Source organism: Natrialba sp. PRR66 (genome assembly GCF_034808065.1).
Classification (GTDB): Archaea; Halobacteriota; Halobacteria; order Halobacteriales; family Natrialbaceae; genus Natrialba; species Natrialba aegyptia.
In genome coordinates this window covers 823,593-842,443 of the sequence record NZ_JAXHGN010000002.1, presented here as the reverse complement: position 1 = coordinate 842,443, position 18,851 = coordinate 823,593, and the positions used below count along the sequence as shown (strand labels likewise).

Sequence of the window (18,851 nt, the reverse complement as noted above, 5' to 3'; positions counted from 1 at the left end):
TAGCTCCAGCAGTGGCCGAATCCGACGCCTATTCTGTGGCCTGTGGGAAGTCACGACGAATCACTGCTGAGAACTGCGACCGGTTGCAGATGGGACAGCAGGACCAATACGCGGTGACTCGTCGTATCCGTCCGCTCTCGATACGCCGACGGTTTGTTTTCAGGGTGCCTCTCTCACGCCGACACCCGCACCAGTCACTACCGCAGGGATCGGTGAGGTCGGTTATTTTATAGTAGTGCCTCGCTAACTAGTACATATGCTCGCTCCGTTCACCGCCGTCCTCTCGTTCATTGTCGTGCTCGCGGGGACCCTCTGTCTTTACGAGTTCTTCCTGTACGATGCGGACGAGAAGGCGGCGGCCCCTGTCCGGTCGCGCATATATCTCGGTTCCGTCCTCCTCTTGGTGCTACTCGGCGTGGGCGGGCTGGTTGCAATCGCCACGAATGCCGTCTCCCAGATGACGGTACTCGGACTCATCGGTATCTTCGGGGCATTCCCGGCGTTCGCCCAGTACCTGTTTCACCGACAGATTGACGCCGAGACGGGACCGCTGGCCCGTCGCGTCTCCGACCGCTGGTCGTGATCGTGGATTGCACACCGGATTTCAATTGAATTCGAGTCAAACCCGCCGCGGCGGAACAGTGCGGAGAACGAACGCTGGCGCTCGGAGAACCGGTTACGGTTACGACTACGATTAGGGCCGCGGAGCCGCCTTCTGCAACGCCGTCTCAGCGATGTTCCCTCCGTAGTCTGCGCTTCGCGAAAGCGAGTCGACGATCAGCCCGAGCGACTGGGCCTGGACGGGATCGAGTTCACGGAGCATGTCGTCGATCGTTCGGGTATGTTCGTCGATTTCGACGACGGCCTGGCGGGCGGCGTGTCCCAGCCGATTCGCTTCTTCGGAGTCGTCGGCGACCAGCGCGTCCATCGACTTCTCTAAGACGTCGGCAGCATCCTTGTGAAGTGCAACGACTGCCTCGGCAACCGACTCCGGAATCTCCTGGAGTTTGAGCGCGAGATTGCTGATCTTGGTGGCGTGGTCGGCGATGCGCTCGAGTTGGCGCGCACTCGAGTGGTAGTCGAAGCAGTCCTCGCGGGGCACGCCGAGTTCTTCCGCGGCGCGCGGGGAGCGAAGCGTCGCCCGGAAGATGCGCGAGACGACGAGCCAGAGGCGGTCGACGTCGTCGTCGCGCTGGATCACGTCGAGTGCGATGTCGTCGTCGTTCTCGACGAGGGCAGTGATCGCATCCGCGAGCATCGAACTCGCGATCAGGCGCATTCGCGAGATGGCGTTGACGATCGAGAGTTCGGCGGAGTCGAGCAGATCTTGAATGACGACGCTGTCGTTCGTCTCCTCTAAAACTTCGACGCCGACGAGGCTCTGCGTGGCGTTCCGAATCGCCCGTCGCTGGTCGGTCGTGATCCGGGTCGCCTCGAGTCGGATGAGGTCGAACCCGCTGACGTACATGGTCATCACGGCCCTGGTCAGGCGTTCGCCTTCGAGATCGGAGACGTCGAGCGTTCCTTCCTGGCGCTCGATGTCGCTCGCCGGCGTGAGCAAGAGCGCATCGTCCTCGGGATAGAACTCGACTGTCGTTCCGGCCTCGACATCGTTTTCGGTCGCCCACGTCTTGGGCAGTGAGACGGTGTACGTCGACCCGCCGGTCACCTGAACCTTCCGCGTTTCCATACCGGAGGTGTTTGAGCGTTCGAATATAAATACTCTGCTATCTATAGAGATCAACGCCGACTATAAAATGGGCGTTTTGGGGCCAGAAACGTACTATTCACCGATGACGATGGCATCAGAACGAATAGTGTGGGCGAATACATATAACTGTGGATCACTCCGGAGCCGTTCCGTCTGTATGCGAGACGACAGCAATACAGTATAGACGTTCAACGCTACGTGGAGACTACTGATTCGTAACGACTCCGTAATCGTTCGTCATCCAGGCGCATGGCGGGGGTAACGACCAGACTGGCTATCTAGCTCATTGCGGAAACTCAGGATAGAGATTATATATAGATATATAGCCATCATAGTAGAGTACTTATTTAGGTGCTGGCGAGTCTTCAGTGATGTCGAGAGATACCACGGCGTCCTTGCCGACCGGACTCGGTCGGCGTGATTTTCTCGCCGCGGCAAGTGTTGCTCTCTCCGGTGGAATGGCCGGTTGTGCCGGTGTCTTCGCCGAAGAGGGCAATCAAGTGAATATCGCGGGAAGCAGTACCGTGTTTCCCGTGACCGAGGCGATCGCCTCCGCATTCTCCGAGGAAAACCCGACCGTCAACCTCTCGCTCAGTAAAACCGGGACCGGCGGCGGATTCGGGAACTTCTTCTGTGCGGGACGGACCGACATTAACAACGCGAGTCGGGCGATCGCCGACGCCGAAATCGAACAGTGTGGAGAGAACGATATTACGCCGATCGAGTTCCAGGTTGCGACGGACGCGTTGACGGTCGTCGTCAATCCCGAGGCCGACTGGGTCGATTGTCTTACCGTCGACGAACTCCACGATATCTGGCGCGCCGGTGGAGCCGAGCGCTGGAGCGATATCAACGAGGACTGGCCCGACGAGGAGTTCGAACTATACGGCGCTGCGACGACCTCCGGCACGTTCGATTACTTCAACGAGGCGGTCATCGGCGAGGAGGAAAACCACCGAAGCGACTACCACGCGACCGAGCGCGACCGAACGATCGTACAGGGCGTGCAGGGATCGGAGTACGCGATGGGGTACTTCGGTTTCTCCTATTACAGCGAAAATCCGAACTCGATCAAGGCGCTCTCGATCGACGACGACGGCGCTTGCGTGGAGCCCTCGATCGAGACGGCAATGTCCGGTGAGTATACCCCGCTCTCGCGGCCGCTGTTCATCTACGTCGCGAAGGAATCGCTCGCGGATTCAGCCGTCCGCGACTTCGCTCGCTTCTATATGGAACGAGCCGCGACAGACCTGGTCTCCGAAGTCGGGTACGTCCCGATCACCGAGGATCAACGCGATGAAAACGTAGCGAAACTCGACGAGGCGATCGCCGAGGTGACCGAATGAGTCAGCCGGACTTCTCTCACGACGGCATCCGAACCGCGCGCGGCACGGCATTTCGCTATCTCTTCATGCTGTGTGCGCTCCTGTCGATCCTGACCACCGTCGCCATCGTCGCGACGCTTCTCATCGACGCGATCGATTTCTTCGCAACTGTCTCGCCGATCGAGTTCCTCACCGGAACGCGGTGGAGTCCGACGAACGAACCAGTCGCGTTTGGCGTGCTGCCGCTGATTTCTGGCACGCTGATCATCACCCTCGGCTCGGCGCTGGTCGCGCTGCCGATCGGGTTGCTGACCGCGATCTATCTCAGCGAGTACGCCTCCGAGCGCCGACGAGCCTACCTCAAGCCGGCGCTCGAGGTGCTGGCTGGCGTGCCGACGGTCGTCTACGGCTACTTCGCGCTCGTCTACGTGACGCCGGCGCTGGACACGATCTTACCGCTCTCGACGTTCAACGCGCTCTCGGCATCGATCATGGTGGGGATCATGATCATCCCGATGGTGTCCTCGATCAGCGAGGACGCGATGAGTGCAGTCCCGGACTCGCTTCGACAGGCCAGTTACGGACTCGGGGCGACGAAGTTTACCGTCTCGACATCCGTCGTCGTGCCGGCCGCGCTTTCGGGGATCATCTCGTCGTTCATTCTCGCCCTCTCGCGGGCGATCGGCGAAACGATGATCGTCGCGATCGCAGCGGGACAGACACCGCGAATGGTCGATCTGACCGACCCGGCGGGGATGTTCCTGGATTCGATCCAACCCATGACCTCCGCGATGGTCCAGATCGGCACCGGCGACATCGTCGGTCAGGGCGCCGCCTACAAGAGCCTCTTTGCAGTCGGGCTCACCCTGTTCGTCATCACCTTCGTCATGAACCTCGTCAGTGAACTCGTCGCCTCGCGCTATCGGGAGGTGTATCGCTAATGGCTGCCGATACGCAGGAGACATCGGTCGACTCCGGATTCGGCCAGATCAGTCGTACGAAAGACGTGGCGTTTCGGCTGCTCGCGTTGGCGGCGACGCTCGTCGGCATCGTCTCGCTCGCGGCGTTGCTCCTGAACGTCGCCGTCGACGCGGTCGGTTGGCTCGACTGGAGGTTCCTCACGAACCCGCCCCATCCGAACCCGAACTCGGCCGGATTCCTGCCAGCGCTCGTCGGCTCCATCGCGATCATGATCATGATCGCGCTCGTCACGTTCCCGCTCGGTGTCGGGGCTGCGATCTATCTCGAAGAGTACGCCGGCGACGGCTACCTCACGCGGTTCATCCAGCTCAACATCGCCAACCTCGCCGGCGTCCCCTCAGTCGTCTACGGCCTGTTGGGGCTGGGACTGTTCGTGGGACTCTTTAACATCGGCTACGGGTCGGTGTTGGCCGCGGCGTTTACCGTCGCCTTGCTCATCCTGCCGATTGTAATCATCTCGGCACAGGAAGCGATACGATCGGTCCCCGACTCGCAGCGACAGGCATCCTACGGAATGGGCGCGACGAAGTGGCAGACGATCCGGAACGTCGTTTTGCCACGGGCAATGCCCGGCATCATGACCGGGACGATCCTCGCACTTGGTCGTGCGATCGGCGAGACGGCACCGCTGATCATGATCGCGGCACCGACGACCGTCTTCGGGGTTCCGAACAGCCTTCTCAGCAAGGTCAGCGCCATGCCCTTACAAATCTACAACTGGGCGTCGTACCCGCAGACGGAGTTCCAGTACGGCGTCGTTGCGGCTGGCGTCGTGACGCTGCTCGTGATCCTGCTTACGATCAACTCGGTCGCGATCATCATCCGGAACCGATATCAACAGCGAACCTGACAATGACTAACAAACAGATGACGTCCTCGGAAACGGAACAGACTGACGACCAGCAACCCAATCCCACGCCGGGCACCGACAGTCTCGCGGACCGCGGAACCGATATCGGCGTCGAGACGAGTTCACGAGACGACCCGGAGACAGTGGCCGACCGAACGATCATCGAGTCGCGCGATCTGGACGTGTACTACGGCGACGACCAGGCGTTAAACGGGATTTCGATGGAGATCCCCGAACAGCAGGTGACGGCACTCATCGGGCCCTCGGGCTGTGGGAAATCGACGTTCCTGCGCTCGATCAACCGCATGAACGACCTCATCGATATCGCCCGCGTCGACGGGGAGTTGTTCTTCCGCGAAAAGGACGTCTACGACGACGATGTCGACCCGGTTGCGCTTCGTCGGCGGATCGGCATGGTGTTCCAGTCGCCGAACCCGTTCCCGAAGAGCATCTACGATAACGTCGCTTACGGGCTTCGCGTACAAGGTCAAGACGACAACTTGGACGAGAAGGTCCACACGGCCCTGGAACGCGCCGCGTTGCTCGACGAGGTCGAGGATCAACTCGACTCGAGCGGCCTCGATCTCTCGGGCGGCCAACAACAGCGCCTGTGTATCGCGCGGGCGATCGCGCCCGACCCGGAGGTCATCCTGATGGACGAGCCGGCGTCGGCGCTCGACCCCGTCGCAACCTCGAAGATCGAGGATCTGATCGAGGATCTGGCCGAGGAGTACACGGTGATTATCGTCACCCACAACATGCAGCAGGCGGCGCGTATCTCCGACAAGACCGCCGTCTTCCTCACCGGGGGGAACCTCGTCGAGTTCGACGATACGACGAAAATCTTCGAGAACCCGGAAAGCGATCGGGTCGAGGATTACATCACGGGCAAGTTCGGGTAGTCGACGATCGGCGCTCCGTTTCGGAAGGGTATAGTGGCGCTCCGCTTCGACAGGTTGTTCGCTGTTCTGGGCTTCGCTTCGGCGTTTTTCTCTCTCTCTCTCTCTTTCTCTTTCCGATTCGCACTCAGTTTTCCACGCTCTACGCTCCACGCTCCACGCTCCACGCACCACGCACCACGCTCCGCGTTCAGCGCTCGGGCGGTCGGTTCGTCACCGAGTTGCACGTGCACCGCGAATCTTTAGGGACAGGGTCGGAGTCGCGACCGGTAGGTGTCACCGATGTCAATCAGAGGCGTTGTCTACCACGACTCCCACGACGTATCGGTCGATGAAATCGACGAACCGACGCTCGAACACCCGAATGACGCGATACTCGACGTGACGACGAGCGCGATTTGCGGCTCGGACCTGCACATGTACGAGGGACGGGCCGGTGCCGACGAGGGGATGGTCTTCGGCCACGAGATCATGGGCGAAATCACCGAGGTCGGCGAGGGCGTCGACACGCTCGAACCCGGCGACCGAGTCGTCCTCCCGTTCAATATCGCCTGCGGGTTCTGCGAAAACTGCGAGGAGGGGAACTACAACTACTGCGAAACCGTCGCGGAGACGCCCGGCGGCGCCTACGGCTACGTCAAGATGGGCCCCTATCAGGGCGGGCAGGCAGAGAAAGTCCGCGTCCCCTACGCCGACTTCAACGCCCTCTCCTTACCCGAGGAGGGCCACGAAGAGGACTTCATCATGCTCGCCGACGTGTTCCCCACCGGCTGGCACGGCACCGAACTCGCCGACCTCCAGCCCGGCGAATCGGTCGCCGTCTTCGGCGCTGGTCCCGTCGGCCTCATGGCTGCTTACAGCGCGAAACTCAAGGGTGCCTCTGAAATCTACGTCGTCGATCGAGTCGAGAGCCGCCTCGAATTGGCCGAGGACCACTGCGACGCGACGACGATCAACTTCGAGGAGACGGACGCAGCCGAGGCCATCGTCGACGCCCACGGCGGCCCGGTAGACAAGGGCATCGACGCCGTCGGCTACCAGGCGATCGACAGCGAACGCGACGGCGACCACCCCTACGATCACGAACGCGAGAACCCCTCGCTCGTGATCAACCAACTGATTCAGGCGGTCGAAGCGACCGGCAAGATCGGCATCGTCGGCCTCTACATCTCGGAGGAACCCGACCCGCCCGAGCAGGTCGACGAACAGGGATTACTCAACATCGATCTCGGCATCGCCTTCGAAAAAGGCCTCCAGTTCGGTACCGGGCAGTGCCCCGTCAAGCGCTACAACCGACGGCTCCGCGACATGATCGTCTCCGGCCGGGCCGAACCGGGCTTTCTCGTCTCCCACGAGGTTGAACTCGAGGATGCCCCCGAGATGTACGAACGGTTCGACGAGCGGGAGGAGGGCGTGACGAAGGTATTGTTGCATCCCTAAGGCGAGGAACAGGCAGCGACGAACCGAGACGAGAGTACATCGCTACCAATCTTTATCAACCACCAGCGTGCTTTCTGCAGTATGGCCCGCCAATCCTACCAGGAGAAACTCGAAACGCTCCGTGAGGATATCCTCTACATGAGCGAGATCGTCATGGAACGCCTTCGGATGGGGCTCGATGCCCTCGAACAGAAGGACAACGACCTCGCCCGCGAGGTCATCAAAGGCGACAGCGAGGTCAACCAGCAGTACCTCGACCTCGAACAGCAGTGTATCGAACTGCTCGCCCTCCAGCAACCCGTCGCCAGCGATCTGCGGTTTATCGCCGCGTCGTTCAAGATCATCACGGACCTCGAACGAATCGGCGACCTAGCGGTCAATCTCGGCGAGTACACCCTCGACGCCAGACACGATCTCTTCCCCGATGTCGACGTACAGGAGATGGGTGAGATGACCCTCGAGATGATCGAAGACGCCATGCTCGCCTACGACAGCGAAGACACCGACGGCTGCCGCGAACTGGCAGAACGCGACGACGACCTCGATCACTTCGCCGAGCGCGCGAGCGAAATCGTCGTCCGCGACCTCATCGAACGTGAACTCGATTCTCCCGACGAGGTCGAACGGCTTCTTCAGGACGTTTCGCGTCTCCTGCTGACGATTCGAGACCTCGAACGGGTCGGCGATCACGCCGTCAACATCGCCGCACGGACGCTGTACATGGTCGAGAACGACGACGAACTGATCTACTGATCGAACGCGAATCAGAATCGAAACGCGGACAGAGCAAGCGCGAATCAAGCGACAGACCGAAAACAATCCAAACCTGACCGGCGGTCCTCGTTACGTATCTTCGAGTTCAACGCGGCCGGTCGTATCGACCGTGACGGTGCGACCGGCGTAGGAGAACGTGACGCTACCGCCTGCGCGGTCGAGAGAAGAAGAGTCGGCCGACGCGTCACCGGGCTCGGGTTCGAAGAGGGAATCGAGCGCCGCTGGATCGATCACGTTGTAGAGGGGATCGAGTTCGTCCGCGACTTCCATCATGTCGCGGCCGTCCTGGTTCGCAATTGCGGAGATAACGGCGACGCTTAAGGGTTGCTCAGGGTCGGCCTGGTAGACGAACCGGTCGTCGCTCGCGGCCGGCTGGGTCGTCGCATCGGCGTGAGTACTGTGCGGTGGCTGGTTCATGGATCGACTAACGAACGGGAGCCGGGAAAGACCGTCCGTTGACTGGCCAACCTTTTAAGAGGGGGCGTCTGAGAGCGTATTCCAGAGCAGATTCGCCTGGCCGCGTCGGAGTCGGGCCGAGAGAGCCTGATCCGAGATATCGAGTTCGGCGGCGAGTTCGGAGAGGGTGACCGTCCGCGGGACCTCGAAGTAGCCGCGTTCGAGAGCGGTAAGGAGGGCCTCGCGTTGGTGTGCCGTCAGATCGTACCGTGCGGTTTCAGTCCCGTGTTCCTGGTAGATTCGTCGGACGAGAAAGCCGACGTCTCGCTCGAGACAGCCCTCGCGATACGCGTGAAGCGCCTCTCGAGAGGGGACGCGGGCGCGAACGACGGTCGTTCCCGTGACGACGATGTCCAGAATCCCGATGTCGTGTTCGGCGGCGACCGGATAGGTGAGCTTCGCGGTTGCCTCCTCCGAGAGGACCACGCTGTACAGGCGTCGCTCGGCCAGCGATTCGAGTTCGGCGAACCGGTCGACGCTGTCGTCGGCCCCCAGTGCGCGTTCGAACGCGTCGAACTCCTCGCCCATCGCCCAGAAGAGCAGTTTCGGTTCGCCGGTTTCGGTCCGGTAGAGCTCCTCGATCCGTAGCGTTTCGATCGCCGACGCTGCGGTGCGAAGGATCGGCGTTTCTAGTTCGAACTCGACGATGAGGGACACGGGTCGGTATCCAGGGTGTGGCCCGATGATTGTTCGGGTGGGACGAGCAAGCGGTGGCGCTACAATGGAACCTACTCGAGATCGCGCTCGCCTGTCGCCATCGTAATTTCGCCGTCGGCCCGGATCGTGCCGTCGATTTCGGCACCGGGCCCGAGTTCGAGGTCGGCACACGACACATCGCCGAGGATGCGCGCGTCGTCGGTGATCGTCACGTCGCCGTTTCGCGTCGTCAGGTCGCCGTGGATGCGCGTTCCGTTGCCGACGGTGACGTCGTCGCGGGCGCGGAGACTCCCGAAGATGTTGCAGTCGCTCCCGACGACGATCGTTTCGGCGCGGACGTTGCCGTGGAGCCGACAGTCGTCGCCGATCGTTGCGGGCGTCGAGACGCGCCAGGCGTCGTCGCCGACCGTTGCGTTCCCGGGGATGACGAGCGGCTCCGTGTCGGGGTCGTCTTCGTCCGCATCCTCGTCGACGAGTTCGGAGATCAGCCGCTGGGCGGTGTCTTCCTCGCCAATCAGGAGGAGGTGTTTGAGGTAGACGAACATGAGGACGATCGTCGGCATGGGGTTGCGGATGACGATCCAGCCGTTGGCCTCGAATCCCTCTTCGATGTCCACGTCATCGCCGATATCCAGGTCGCCGGCGACTTTGAGTTTGCCTGCGATATGCACTCGCTCGCCGATATAGGCGTCTTGGCCGACGAGAACGTTCTCCGCAACGTCACACCACATGTCGAGACGACAGTCGCCTTCGGCTTCGATCTCGCCGTCGACGGAGACGCTCTCGCCGGCGAGGACGTTGCGACCGCGCACGCCGAACTCGATGGTCGAGCGACTGCCGATCAGTACGTCTCCATCGGTTTCGAGGGCGACTTCCTTGGCTTCCGTCCCGTCGGGAACGACGAGTTCGTCGAGCGGGTCCCTGTGTCCGGCCACACTCTCACCCAATGTGAGTGCCCGGTAATAAACCTCGCGCGTCGTCCGCCGTTCGTCTGACGCCTGTTAGCGGAGTATCACCATCGCGGTCCGTCCGAACGGAACCGTCGGCCCGTGGCAGCGTTCGGTTCCTTTTACATCCCCCATCGCGTACACCAGGCCATGACAACGCTTGCATTCGACGACGACGGCGTCGATGTCGTCTACGAAGGCACCGAGTTTCGCCTCGAACGCGAACTCATCGAGGAAGCCGTCGAGAAGTCCTACTACGACGTGACCGATCACGAGGTCCTGCAGATGGTCGCCGAGCAGCCGAACCTCCAGGGCGAGCCGCGCCGCGTCGGCGATATTCTCGCGTAGCGCGCCGAACTCCGTCGGTCGGCCGTCGGTCATCAGTCATCAGTCATCGGTCGGTTTTGCCGTTCCCGTTTGCCACGTTCACGCCTGCGTCGCGTCCAGCGTTGCACTTGCAGCCCGAATCACCAATGGACCGGTTCACCCGATTATATATCGGACTGACACGCTATGGAACGAGTCAAACTGGCGCACGGCGACGACGAGCGGCGGACGTATCGACCGGACGGGACAGAACTCGCTTTCGCGCGGAGAACCGGCCCGACGGTGGAACCATGACCGCCCAGCCGAACGACACCTCGCTCGCGATGTCGGACGAGCCGGCCACGCCCTCGGGTCGTTCTGCATCTGATCCGACCGGTAACGTCGGACGCTGGGATCGACTCGGCTCCGCCGCGCTCGGCGGTATCCTCCTCGTCCGCGGGCTCCGGAAACGCTCGCTCGGCGGCGCAGCGACGGCACTCGTCGGCGGAGCGTTAGTCTCCCGCGGCGCGCGCGGTCACAGCCGTCTGTACCGCCGCCTCGGTGTGAACACGGCAGGCAACGAGTACCGAGACCCCGAACCGCGAACTGACTCCGCCACGGTCGAACGCTCGATCACCGTCGGGAAGCCGGCAGACGAACTCGTCTCGTACTGGCGGGACCCGGAACAGTTGTCGCGTCTCGTCGGCCACTTCGCCGACGTGACCACCTGGGGCAAGGACCGGTACAACTGGCGCGTATACGGCCCGCTCGGGCAAACGATCGAATGGGATACGCAACTCGTCTCGGATCGGCCCGATACGGAGCAGCCCGACGGGGACCGGTCGGACGCGACTCGATCCGACGACGACCTGCACTGGGAGACGATGGAGGGCGCACCGATCCCCCACGACGGAACGATCGAGTTCCGTCCGGCACCGGGCGACCGCGGAACCGAGGTGACGCTTCGGGTGCAGTACGACCCGCCCGGCGGAACGCTCGGCACTGCGGTCATGCGATGGCTCGATGTCGCCCCCGACGTACTCGTCGGCACGACGCTTCGTCGGTTCAAGAGCCTCGCCGAAACGGGAGAAATCCCGACGCTCGAGGCCAACCCCTCCGCTCGCGGAGCGGGTGATCTGGTATGAGCATGCGCGCACTGTGCTGGCACGACGTCAACGATCTGCGCGTCGACGACGTGCCCGAACCCGAACTCGTCAACCCGCGCGATGTCGTCCTGCGGGTAACGATGACGACGGCCTGCGGGTCGGACCTCCACTTCATCGACGGCTACCTCCCTACCATGCGCGAGGGCGACGTGATCGGTCACGAGTTCATGGGCGAGGTCGCGGAAGTCGGCCGCAAGGTCGAGGGCGTCGAGGAGGGGGACCGCGTCGTCGTCCCCTCGTTCATCGGCTGCGGGCGCTGTGGCTACTGCCAGGATGATCTCTGGTCGCTCTGTGACAATACGAACCCGAACGCGGCGCTACAAGAGCCCGTTCTCGGCGATACGACCGCCGGAATCTACGGCTATACGCACGCCTTCGGCGGCTACGCGGGGTCACACGCCGAGTACGTCCGAGTGCCCCACGCCGACGAGAACTGTTTTCACGTGCCCGATGAACTCGACGACGAGCAGGCGCTGTTCGCCTCCGACGCCTGGGCGACCGGCTACATGGGCGCTGACTTCTGCGACATCGAGGAGGGAGACACCGTCGCCGTCTGGGGCTGCGGCGGCGTCGGACTGATGGCCCAGCAGAGCGCCGCCCTCATGGGTGCCGAGCGCGTGATCGGGATCGACCGGTTCCCGGAGCGGCTGCGACTCGCCGAGCGGGAGGCGGGCTCGGAGACGATCGACTACACCGCGGTCGACAGCGTCGTCGACGCGCTCAAAGCCATGACCGGCGGGCGCGGTCCGGACGCCTGCATCGACGCGGTCGGCATGGAGGCCCACGGCACCGGCCCGGCTCACGCCTACGACCGCGCGAAGCAGCAACTGAAGCTACACACCGACCGCGGCGAGGCGCTCCGCCAGGCCATCGTCGCCTGCCGCAAGGGCGGGACCCTCTCGATCCTGGGGGTCTACGGCCTGATGGACAAGTTCCCGCTCGGAATCGTTATGAACAAGGGGCTTACCGTGCGCACGGCCCAGCAACACGGCCAGCGGTACGTGCCGGACCTGCTCGAGTACGCGGCCGAGGGCGAGATGGATCCCTCGTACCTGGCGACCCACGAACTCGAACTCGAGGAGTCCCCGCGGGGGTACGAGCTGTTCAAGCACAAGGAAGACAGCTGCGTTCGGCCGGTGTTCGTGCCGTAAGGTCGACCCGGTCCCGGTCTCCCTGGCGGCTCACGACGGTACGTCGACCGCCGGCGAGTCGGATTCGGGCGTCGACTCGTCGAAGAACCCCGCGACGCCCTCGAGTTCGAGAACGAACTCGGGCCCGAACGCGCCGGCCGGCGTCCGGAAGCCGTCTTCGGCCTCGCCGTCGAGGACGCGCTCGGTCGCCGCGACGGCGGCGTCGACGGTGACGACGTAGGGGTCCGGCGTTTGCAGGCGGGAGACGGCTCGCTCGCCGCTGTTCGTGTCTTCGGTATCGGCGTCAGCATCGTCCGCGGCTTCGGACTCTCGTTCGTCGTTCCCCTCATCACCTTCCTCCTCACCTTCGACCCGCGCCTCGCCCCAGAGGTACGCCGAGCCGCGCTTTCGCGACCACGAGCCGGGCCCCTCGCGGACCAGCCCCGCGAGTTGCTTCATGCCCTCTCGGACGGGCGTCGCGGCGAGCAGCGGTGCGAGGTACCGGTGGGATTGCAATGCGAGCCGTGCGGGCCGGGGTGCGATCGCGTAGATGGAGACGTTCGGGATCCCGGTCGTGTAGTGAGCCGTCGACACGTCGCCCATCGGCATCGTCACCGCGGAGCGTTTGCCGCGGCCGAAGTCGATGCGTCGCGTTCGCCACGCGGCCGGAACGTGTTCGAGTCGGCCGTCGCGGTAGATCGCGCCGCCGTCCTCGATGCCCTCGATGACCGTCCTGACCGTGCCGATCGACGGCGGGCGAAACGAGTCGACGCCCAGTTCGAGCGCGTCGGCGTCGGGGAGGCGCTCCGCGAGGTGGGCGGCGAGGCAGTCCATCGGCACCGCCGAGAATCCGACCGCCGGGAGGAGCGTGACGCCGGCGTCGCTCGCGTCGTCGTCTCGCTTTCTGATACCCTCGATAACGGGGATCTCGCCGGTGATATCGACGTAGTCCGTGCCGGTTCGCAGACAGCCCTCGACGAGCGGGTCCGCCGTGTTCGAGAACGGGCCGGCGCAGTTCAACACGCAGTCGACATCGTCATCGTCGAGCGCGTCGGTGACGACGGCCGGATCTTCGAGGGGGAACACGCGGCCGGGCCGCTCGAGTTCGTCGACCTGCTCCGCGAGCGCCTCGCGGTCGCGGCCGGCGAGGAGCACGTCGAGGTCGCGGTCGATCGCCTCTCGGGCAACCAGGTTTCCGACGAACCCGTAGGAGCCGTACAGCAGGACTGATGGTGAGGACATACGCACGAATCCGATTCCCCGGTGGGTAAACGATGGCCCGGCGAGCGCCGCCCGTGCTGTGAGCGGCGCGAATCGGCCCGGGACGGCTACTCCTCGCGGTCGGCGCGGTCGTACCGCTCCGCCGCGGATTCGAATCCGAACTCGTCGCGTTCGCGGCCGCGCCGTCCTTCGAGTTCGGCGGTCGCCTCGGGATCGGGTGCGGCGTCGTCGGTGATCCGCGCCCACGAGTTGTGGACCTTGGCGTGACACCAGCGACAGAGGTAGACCGTAATCTCGTGAGAGAGCGTCTCGCCGTCGTTGGCGTCTTCGGAACGCGTCGCGTTCTGATTGCTCGATGGACGATGGCCATCGTTGTAGGACAGGTGGTGTTCCTCGAGTAACGGCCGTTCGTCGTCGTGAGCCAGGCGCTTCTCGGCGAGCCCGCAGCGGACGCACTCGCGGTCGCGGTTGCGCGAGCGAAAGTGCGGACAGTCGGCCCACGTCTCGTCCGTCTCGGGGTCGACGACGGGGCAGGCGTAGTCCTCGTCGGCGCGCTCGCGAGCGAACTCGGGGTCGTGCTCGTAGTAGTCGAAGGCGTACCGACACTGCCCTTCACCCGTGAGATGGTCGCAGACGCCGGCGAACTCGTAGGGGTCGTCGACGCCGACGGACGTGCCGTTTGGCGTTCGCTCCATCCTCGACCCGAACCACGGTGTCGATCGGTTTGAACCCCTCGGAGCCTCGCAGACCACCGGATTCTACGGCACCCGCGGAGACACGGAGTGGCATCGACAACTCGCGAGACGGCGCTCCGGGCCGCCGAAACCGGCAGTCTTTTTGCCATCTGCGAATCGATTCGCGGCCGTGCACCTCGTTCACGACGCCGAGACAGCCGACGGCGCGACGGTACTCGCCTCGCAGGTCGAACTCGCGGACTCGCTGCTCGCCCAGACGCGCGGGCTCATGTTCCGACGGTCGCTCCCCGACGAGTTCGCCCTCGCGTTCCGATTCGATTCCGCGAGCACCCGCGACGTACACATGCTGTTCGTCTTCGTGCCGCTCGATGTCGTCTGGGTCGTCGACGGCGTCGTCCAGCGGGTCGAACGCCTCCGGCCGTGGCTCGGCTTCGCCCGCGAGCGAGCGGACACGATCCTCGAACTGCCGGCGGGGGCTGCAGACGGGGTCGAACCCGGCGACGAACTCGTGCTCGCGGACGAGTAACCCGAGCGCGGCTGTCGCAGATAGTACCGTCACCGGCGCGTTTAAGAGGGTGTGCCACGGTAGACCGAGGTACAATGGCACGAGATTCCGTCTCATCGCCGGAGGATAGAGGAAGTCGGGGCGACCCGGCTGGACGCGAAATTCTACGGCGAACGTAGTCACACCGCATCGCTCTGTGGTACTGCTTCTCTACAACCCGCGACAGAAACTGCACCTGATTCTGATATGACTTCGCTCACCCCCGACCAGACGATTCACCCGGACCGAACCGTTCGACTACTCGACACCACGCTTCGCGACGGCGAGCAGGCACCCGGCGTCTCCCTCTCGCCCGACGAAAAGGTCGACCTCGCCCGGGGGCTCGAACGCGCCGGCGTCGCCGTCATCGAAGCCGGCAGCGCCTGCACCGGCGCGGGTGAGCGACGAGCAATCTCGCGGGTCACCGACCTCGACCTCGACGCCCGCGTCACCAGTTTCTGCCGCGGGATGCGGACCGATATCGACCTCGCGCTCGAGTGCGCCGTCGACGGCGTCCACATCGTCGTCCCCTCGAGCGACCGCCACGTCGAAGGCAAGGTCGGCACCTCCCGCGAGGACAACCTCGCGACGACGGCCGAACTCGTCGAGTATGCGACCGACCACGACCTCTGGGTCGAAGTCATCGGCGAAGACGGCTCCCGAGCCGACCTTGACTATCTCGAGGACCTCGCCGAAACCTCACTCGACGCGGGGGCGGACCGCTTCTGTTTCGCCGACACCGTCGGCCACACGGGCCCCGAACGGACCACCGAGGCCGTCTCCCGACTCGCCGCTCTCGGCCCCGTCAGCGCCCACACTCACGACGACCTCGGTCTCGGCGTCGCGAACGCGCTCGCGGCCGTCTCGGCCGGCGCGGACCTCGTCCACTGCACCGTCAACGGCCTCGGCGAACGCGCCGGGAACGTCGCCCTGGAGGAGGTCGCAATCGCCCTCTCGCACGTCTACGACGTGGAAACGCTCGAACTCGACGAACTGTACGACCTCGCCCAGCGCGCCGCCCGCGCGACCGGCGTTGAACTCGCGCCGAACAAGGCCGTCATCGGCGAGAACGCCTTCACCCACGAGAGCGGCATCCACACCGACGGCACCCTCAAAGACGACAAGATGTACGAGCCCTACGCGCCCGAGACCGTCGGCCGCGAGCGACGCCTCGCCCTCGGCAAGCACACCGGCCGCGCCGGCGTCGCCGCCGCACTCGAGGAACACGACGTCGAGGCCAGCGACGAGGAAGTCGCCGAAATCGCGACCCGCGTCACCGAACTCGGCGACCGCGGCCGCCGCGTCACCGACGCCGACCTCCTCGCCGTCGCCGAGGACGTAACCGGCGACGACCGCGAGCGCGTCGTCGAACTGCACGATCTCACCGCCACGAGCGGCGGCTCCGTTCCCACCGCGAGCATCCGCCTCGAAGTCGACGGCGAGGACCGCGTCGCCAGCGGCACCGGCTCCGGCCCCGTCGACGCCGCCGTCTCCGCCATCCGCGACGCGCTCGGATCGAACGCCACGGCTGAACTCGAATCCTACCACGTCGATGCCGTCACGGGCGGCACCGACGCCGTCGTGACCGTCGAGGTAACCATGGTTCGAAACGACCGATCCGTGACCGTCGCCCGCAGTGAAGCGGACATCACGCGGGCGAGCGTCGAAGCCATGGTCGACGCGCTCGATCGGTTGCTCGCAGTCGATCAGCAACCGCTCACGCCGGCGGACGACTGAATCCGGCAGCCGACTGAATCCGGCGGACGACCGAATCGGTGAACGGTAAACCGAGTGTCGCGCTTCGATTCGAGAGCACCATGACAAATGCTACAGGCCGAGTGCGACACACCGAGTTCAGCTAGCGACCCGCCTTCCCGAATCACTGAAACGGCTGTCGACTGAGCACACCCCAGGGATCGAGGAGATAGATACCGGCTAGAAAGAGCGCGAAAACGATCACGAACACCTGTGCGAGTTCACCGGCCGAACTGGGGAGCCCCGAATCGAGCGACAGGGGGATGGTCATCAGCGCAGCCACCCCGATCCAGAGGGTTCCGATAAAAAGCCGATCGCGACTGATCATGTGGATGTGAACTCGTTCGTGTGCAGCGTTATGAACGCCCCGTATTCGGCGCTCGCTATAACTCGAGGCCGCCGAAGGTGCGCTCTTCGGTTTCGTCCATCCGGTTATCGACCAGATTGACATCGTCGTAGGCGACCGGGCCCTCGACCTGTTCGGCCTCGGATCCGGGTTCGTTGCCGAGGTAGGTGACGTTCGGGTCGGTGTTGTACTCCTCTAAGAGCTTGAACGACGAGGTGTTATCGCCGTACTCGCCGCGCAGGAGTCGCATCGCGTCCTCTTCGGTCATGCCGTCCTCGTCGTCCTCGCTCGCCGGTTCCTCCTCGCCCTCGACGATTGCGATGGCTTCCTGCAGTTCCTCGTCGTCGGGGTCGTGCTCAAGTGCTCGCGCGAGCGGGACGTTCTCGATGTACTGCTGGGGATCGCTGTCGGGATCGTTCATATTCCCGAACTGAATCGCGCCGGGCGGACAGGCCTCCTCGCAGGCGGTCGTGCCGACCATGTCCTCGCCCATATTGCCGTCCTGGCGGGCCGGATCGAAGATGCACTTCTCCATGACGCCGCGCGGACCGCGGCCACTCACCCAGCGGCCGCGCTCGTCGTACATCATGTCCTCGCCGAGGTCCTCTGAGGGGGCCTCGGACTCCGGGTCTTCCCACTGGAAGTAGTTGACGCCGTAGGGACAGGCAACCTGGCAGTACCGACAGCCGATACAGACGTTGTAATCCGTCAGAACGAGGCCACCGTCCTCGCGGGTATGGCGGGCCGTCGTCGGACAGACCTTTTCGCACGGCGCGTCGGTACAGTGCTGACAGGGACGGATCAGGTAGTTGAAATCCCGCGTGTCCTCGAACTCGTCGGCATCCGGAGATTCGACGGTGCCGTCCTCGTAGGCGAGGATGTACATCCAGTTCGCGCCGTCGTTCCAGTTGTGCTCTTCGTTGCAGGCGACCACGCAGGAGAGACAGCCGTCACAGGTTTCGAGGTCGAGAACCATTCCCCACTGCGTCCGGTCACCGTCGTCTCCCCCATCTTCGTCCGTCTCGTTTTGTATCGCTCCGGCCGCCGGGTCCGACTCATCGGCGTGCGAAGCCCCCCACGCGCTGAACCCGAAAATACCCGCGCTTGCACCCATTTTCGTGAGTAGCTCCCGCCGTGACTCATCTTCCGCGCCGAACCGCGACAGCGCCCGGTCGAGTCGCCCCTCCTCGCGGGCCGCCTCGACTCGCTCGGCCATCGGCCGTTCGTCCTCGCCGAACTCGTCGACGACCTCGTCGTGGTACCGGTCGTAGAACGCTTCCTCTGAGAGTTCACCTTTCGTGAGCCGCATTGCGTCTCTGGCCATCTCCATGCCGAGGTCCGTGTCGTACTCGGTCTCCTCAAGCATGTCCCTGAAATCGGTCTGTGCGGTCTCGCCGAGCGGGTGGAATAGCTCTCCGGTTTCGAGGTCTGTCTCGTCAGTCTGTGTCTCGTCAGTCTGTGTGTCGTCCGGCCGTGTATCGTCCGGCCGTGTGTCGTCTGTCGACGGTCCCTCCGAGTCTCGCTTTCGATCTCGTTTCTCGGCGGAGTCATCCGGCTCATCCGAATCGGTTCGATCGCCGACCGCTCGATCGTCGTGCTCGTCCCGGTCACCTGGATCAGTCATCGTCGCTGCCCACCCCGCTGTCGA

General features: G+C 63.9%; 20 protein-coding genes. 12 read left to right on the top strand and 8 right to left on the bottom strand.

The window, feature by feature from the left end; translation table 11 throughout:
• Window positions 1–256: 256 nt before the first annotated feature.
• A complete protein-coding gene (locus tag SM755_RS10320) occupies window positions 257–583 on the top strand; it encodes a sodium:proton antiporter (RefSeq protein ID WP_323172558.1) in 327 nt (108 codons plus the stop codon).
• A 111-nt stretch (window positions 584–694) separates the two neighbouring features.
• On the opposite strand, the gene SM755_RS10315 is transcribed toward SM755_RS10320, so the two are convergent.
• Entirely contained in the window at window positions 695–1,690 is a 996-nt protein-coding gene (locus tag SM755_RS10315; protein WP_323172557.1) for a phosphate uptake regulator PhoU, read from the bottom strand.
• Between the two features lie 392 nt (window positions 1,691–2,082).
• Here SM755_RS10315 and SM755_RS10310 point away from each other — a divergent pair, with 392 nt between their 5' ends.
• The 6 genes from SM755_RS10310 to phoU all read left to right on the top strand — a co-directional run bounded on the left by SM755_RS10310 (window position 2,083) and on the right by phoU (window position 7,959).
• Complete coding sequence (locus SM755_RS10310; protein WP_323172556.1) at window positions 2,083–3,057, top strand: PstS family phosphate ABC transporter substrate-binding protein; 975 nt, start codon at window positions 2,083–2,085, stop codon at window positions 3,055–3,057.
• Window positions 3,054–3,977, top strand: a complete 924-nt coding sequence (gene pstC / locus SM755_RS10305) for a phosphate ABC transporter permease subunit PstC (RefSeq protein WP_323172555.1) — start codon at window positions 3,054–3,056, stop codon at window positions 3,975–3,977. The genes SM755_RS10310 and pstC overlap by 4 nt, the downstream gene beginning before the upstream one ends.
• Complete coding sequence (pstA, locus tag SM755_RS10300) at window positions 3,977–4,867, top strand: phosphate ABC transporter permease PstA (RefSeq protein WP_323172554.1); 891 nt, start codon at window positions 3,977–3,979, stop codon at window positions 4,865–4,867. Before pstC ends, pstA begins: the two co-directional genes overlap by 1 nt.
• Window positions 4,868–4,869: 2 nt before the next feature.
• The gene (pstB, locus tag SM755_RS10295; RefSeq protein ID WP_323172553.1) at window positions 4,870–5,769 is read left to right on the top strand and encodes a phosphate ABC transporter ATP-binding protein PstB; all 900 of its coding nucleotides are present in this window, start codon (window positions 4,870–4,872) and stop codon (window positions 5,767–5,769) included.
• A gap of 279 nt (window positions 5,770–6,048) precedes the next feature.
• Window positions 6,049–7,206 (top strand): glutathione-independent formaldehyde dehydrogenase, encoded by a 1,158-nt coding sequence (locus tag SM755_RS10290; RefSeq protein ID WP_323172552.1) that lies wholly within the window; start codon window positions 6,049–6,051, stop codon window positions 7,204–7,206.
• An 81-nt stretch (window positions 7,207–7,287) separates the two neighbouring features.
• On the top strand, window positions 7,288–7,959 hold the full coding sequence (gene phoU / locus SM755_RS10285; protein WP_323172551.1) for a phosphate signaling complex protein PhoU: 672 nt from the start codon (window positions 7,288–7,290) through the stop codon (window positions 7,957–7,959).
• Window positions 7,960–8,049: 90 nt separating this feature from the next.
• Here the strand turns inward: phoU and SM755_RS10280 are convergent, their stop codons facing one another.
• The 3 genes from SM755_RS10280 to SM755_RS10270 form a co-directional block, all read right to left on the bottom strand.
• The gene (locus SM755_RS10280) at window positions 8,050–8,397 is read right to left on the bottom strand and encodes a HalOD1 output domain-containing protein (protein ID WP_323172550.1); all 348 of its coding nucleotides are present in this window, start codon (window positions 8,395–8,397) and stop codon (window positions 8,050–8,052) included.
• A 54-nt stretch (window positions 8,398–8,451) separates the two neighbouring features.
• Window positions 8,452–9,093: a helix-turn-helix domain-containing protein gene (locus SM755_RS10275; RefSeq protein WP_323172549.1), complete on the bottom strand. Its 642-nt coding sequence runs from the start codon at window positions 9,091–9,093 to the stop codon at window positions 8,452–8,454.
• Between the two features lie 71 nt (window positions 9,094–9,164).
• On the bottom strand, window positions 9,165–10,028 hold the full coding sequence (locus SM755_RS10270; protein WP_323172548.1) for a polymer-forming cytoskeletal protein: 864 nt from the start codon (window positions 10,026–10,028) through the stop codon (window positions 9,165–9,167).
• Window positions 10,029–10,190: 162 nt separating this feature from the next.
• Here SM755_RS10270 and SM755_RS10265 point away from each other — a divergent pair, with 162 nt between their 5' ends.
• The 3 genes from SM755_RS10265 (at window position 10,191) to SM755_RS10255 (ending at window position 12,663) form a co-directional block, all read left to right on the top strand.
• Entirely contained in the window at window positions 10,191–10,388 is a 198-nt protein-coding gene (locus SM755_RS10265) for a DUF5800 family protein (RefSeq protein ID WP_006666288.1), read from the top strand.
• A 269-nt stretch (window positions 10,389–10,657) separates the two neighbouring features.
• Window positions 10,658–11,491, top strand: a complete 834-nt coding sequence (locus SM755_RS10260) for a YgaP-like transmembrane domain (RefSeq protein WP_323172547.1) — start codon at window positions 10,658–10,660, stop codon at window positions 11,489–11,491.
• A gap of 2 nt (window positions 11,492–11,493) precedes the next feature.
• A complete protein-coding gene (locus SM755_RS10255) occupies window positions 11,494–12,663 on the top strand; it encodes a zinc-dependent alcohol dehydrogenase (RefSeq protein ID WP_323172611.1) in 1,170 nt (389 codons plus the stop codon).
• Window positions 12,664–12,693: 30 nt separating this feature from the next.
• On the opposite strand, the gene SM755_RS10250 is transcribed toward SM755_RS10255, so the two are convergent.
• Both SM755_RS10250 and SM755_RS10245 read right to left on the bottom strand, forming a co-directional pair.
• Window positions 12,694–13,884, bottom strand: coding sequence for a saccharopine dehydrogenase NADP-binding domain-containing protein (locus tag SM755_RS10250; RefSeq protein ID WP_323172546.1), 1,191 nt, complete (start codon window positions 13,882–13,884; stop codon window positions 12,694–12,696).
• An 86-nt stretch (window positions 13,885–13,970) separates the two neighbouring features.
• The gene (locus tag SM755_RS10245; RefSeq protein ID WP_323172545.1) at window positions 13,971–14,558 is read right to left on the bottom strand and encodes a hypothetical protein; all 588 of its coding nucleotides are present in this window, start codon (window positions 14,556–14,558) and stop codon (window positions 13,971–13,973) included.
• Window positions 14,559–14,727: 169 nt separating this feature from the next.
• On the opposite strand from SM755_RS10245, the gene SM755_RS10240 reads away from it, so the two are divergent.
• Window positions 14,728–15,084 (top strand): DUF192 domain-containing protein, encoded by a 357-nt coding sequence (locus tag SM755_RS10240; RefSeq protein WP_006666283.1) that lies wholly within the window; start codon window positions 14,728–14,730, stop codon window positions 15,082–15,084.
• 225 nt (window positions 15,085–15,309) lie between these two features.
• The gene (locus tag SM755_RS10235) at window positions 15,310–16,839 is read left to right on the top strand and encodes a (R)-citramalate synthase (RefSeq protein ID WP_323172544.1); all 1,530 of its coding nucleotides are present in this window, start codon (window positions 15,310–15,312) and stop codon (window positions 16,837–16,839) included.
• A gap of 142 nt (window positions 16,840–16,981) precedes the next feature.
• Here SM755_RS10235 and SM755_RS10230 read toward each other — a convergent pair whose 3' ends face one another.
• Together SM755_RS10230 and SM755_RS10225 are read right to left on the bottom strand one after the other, a co-directional pair.
• Window positions 16,982–17,185 carry a hypothetical protein gene (locus SM755_RS10230; RefSeq protein WP_323172543.1) on the bottom strand — a complete coding sequence of 68 codons (204 nt, stop codon included), beginning with the start codon at window positions 17,183–17,185 and terminating at the stop codon, window positions 16,982–16,984.
• Window positions 17,186–17,240: 55 nt separating this feature from the next.
• Window positions 17,241–18,827, bottom strand: a complete 1,587-nt coding sequence (locus SM755_RS10225; RefSeq protein WP_323172542.1) for a 4Fe-4S ferredoxin N-terminal domain-containing protein — start codon at window positions 18,825–18,827, stop codon at window positions 17,241–17,243.
• Window positions 18,828–18,851: the final 24 nt, after the last annotated feature.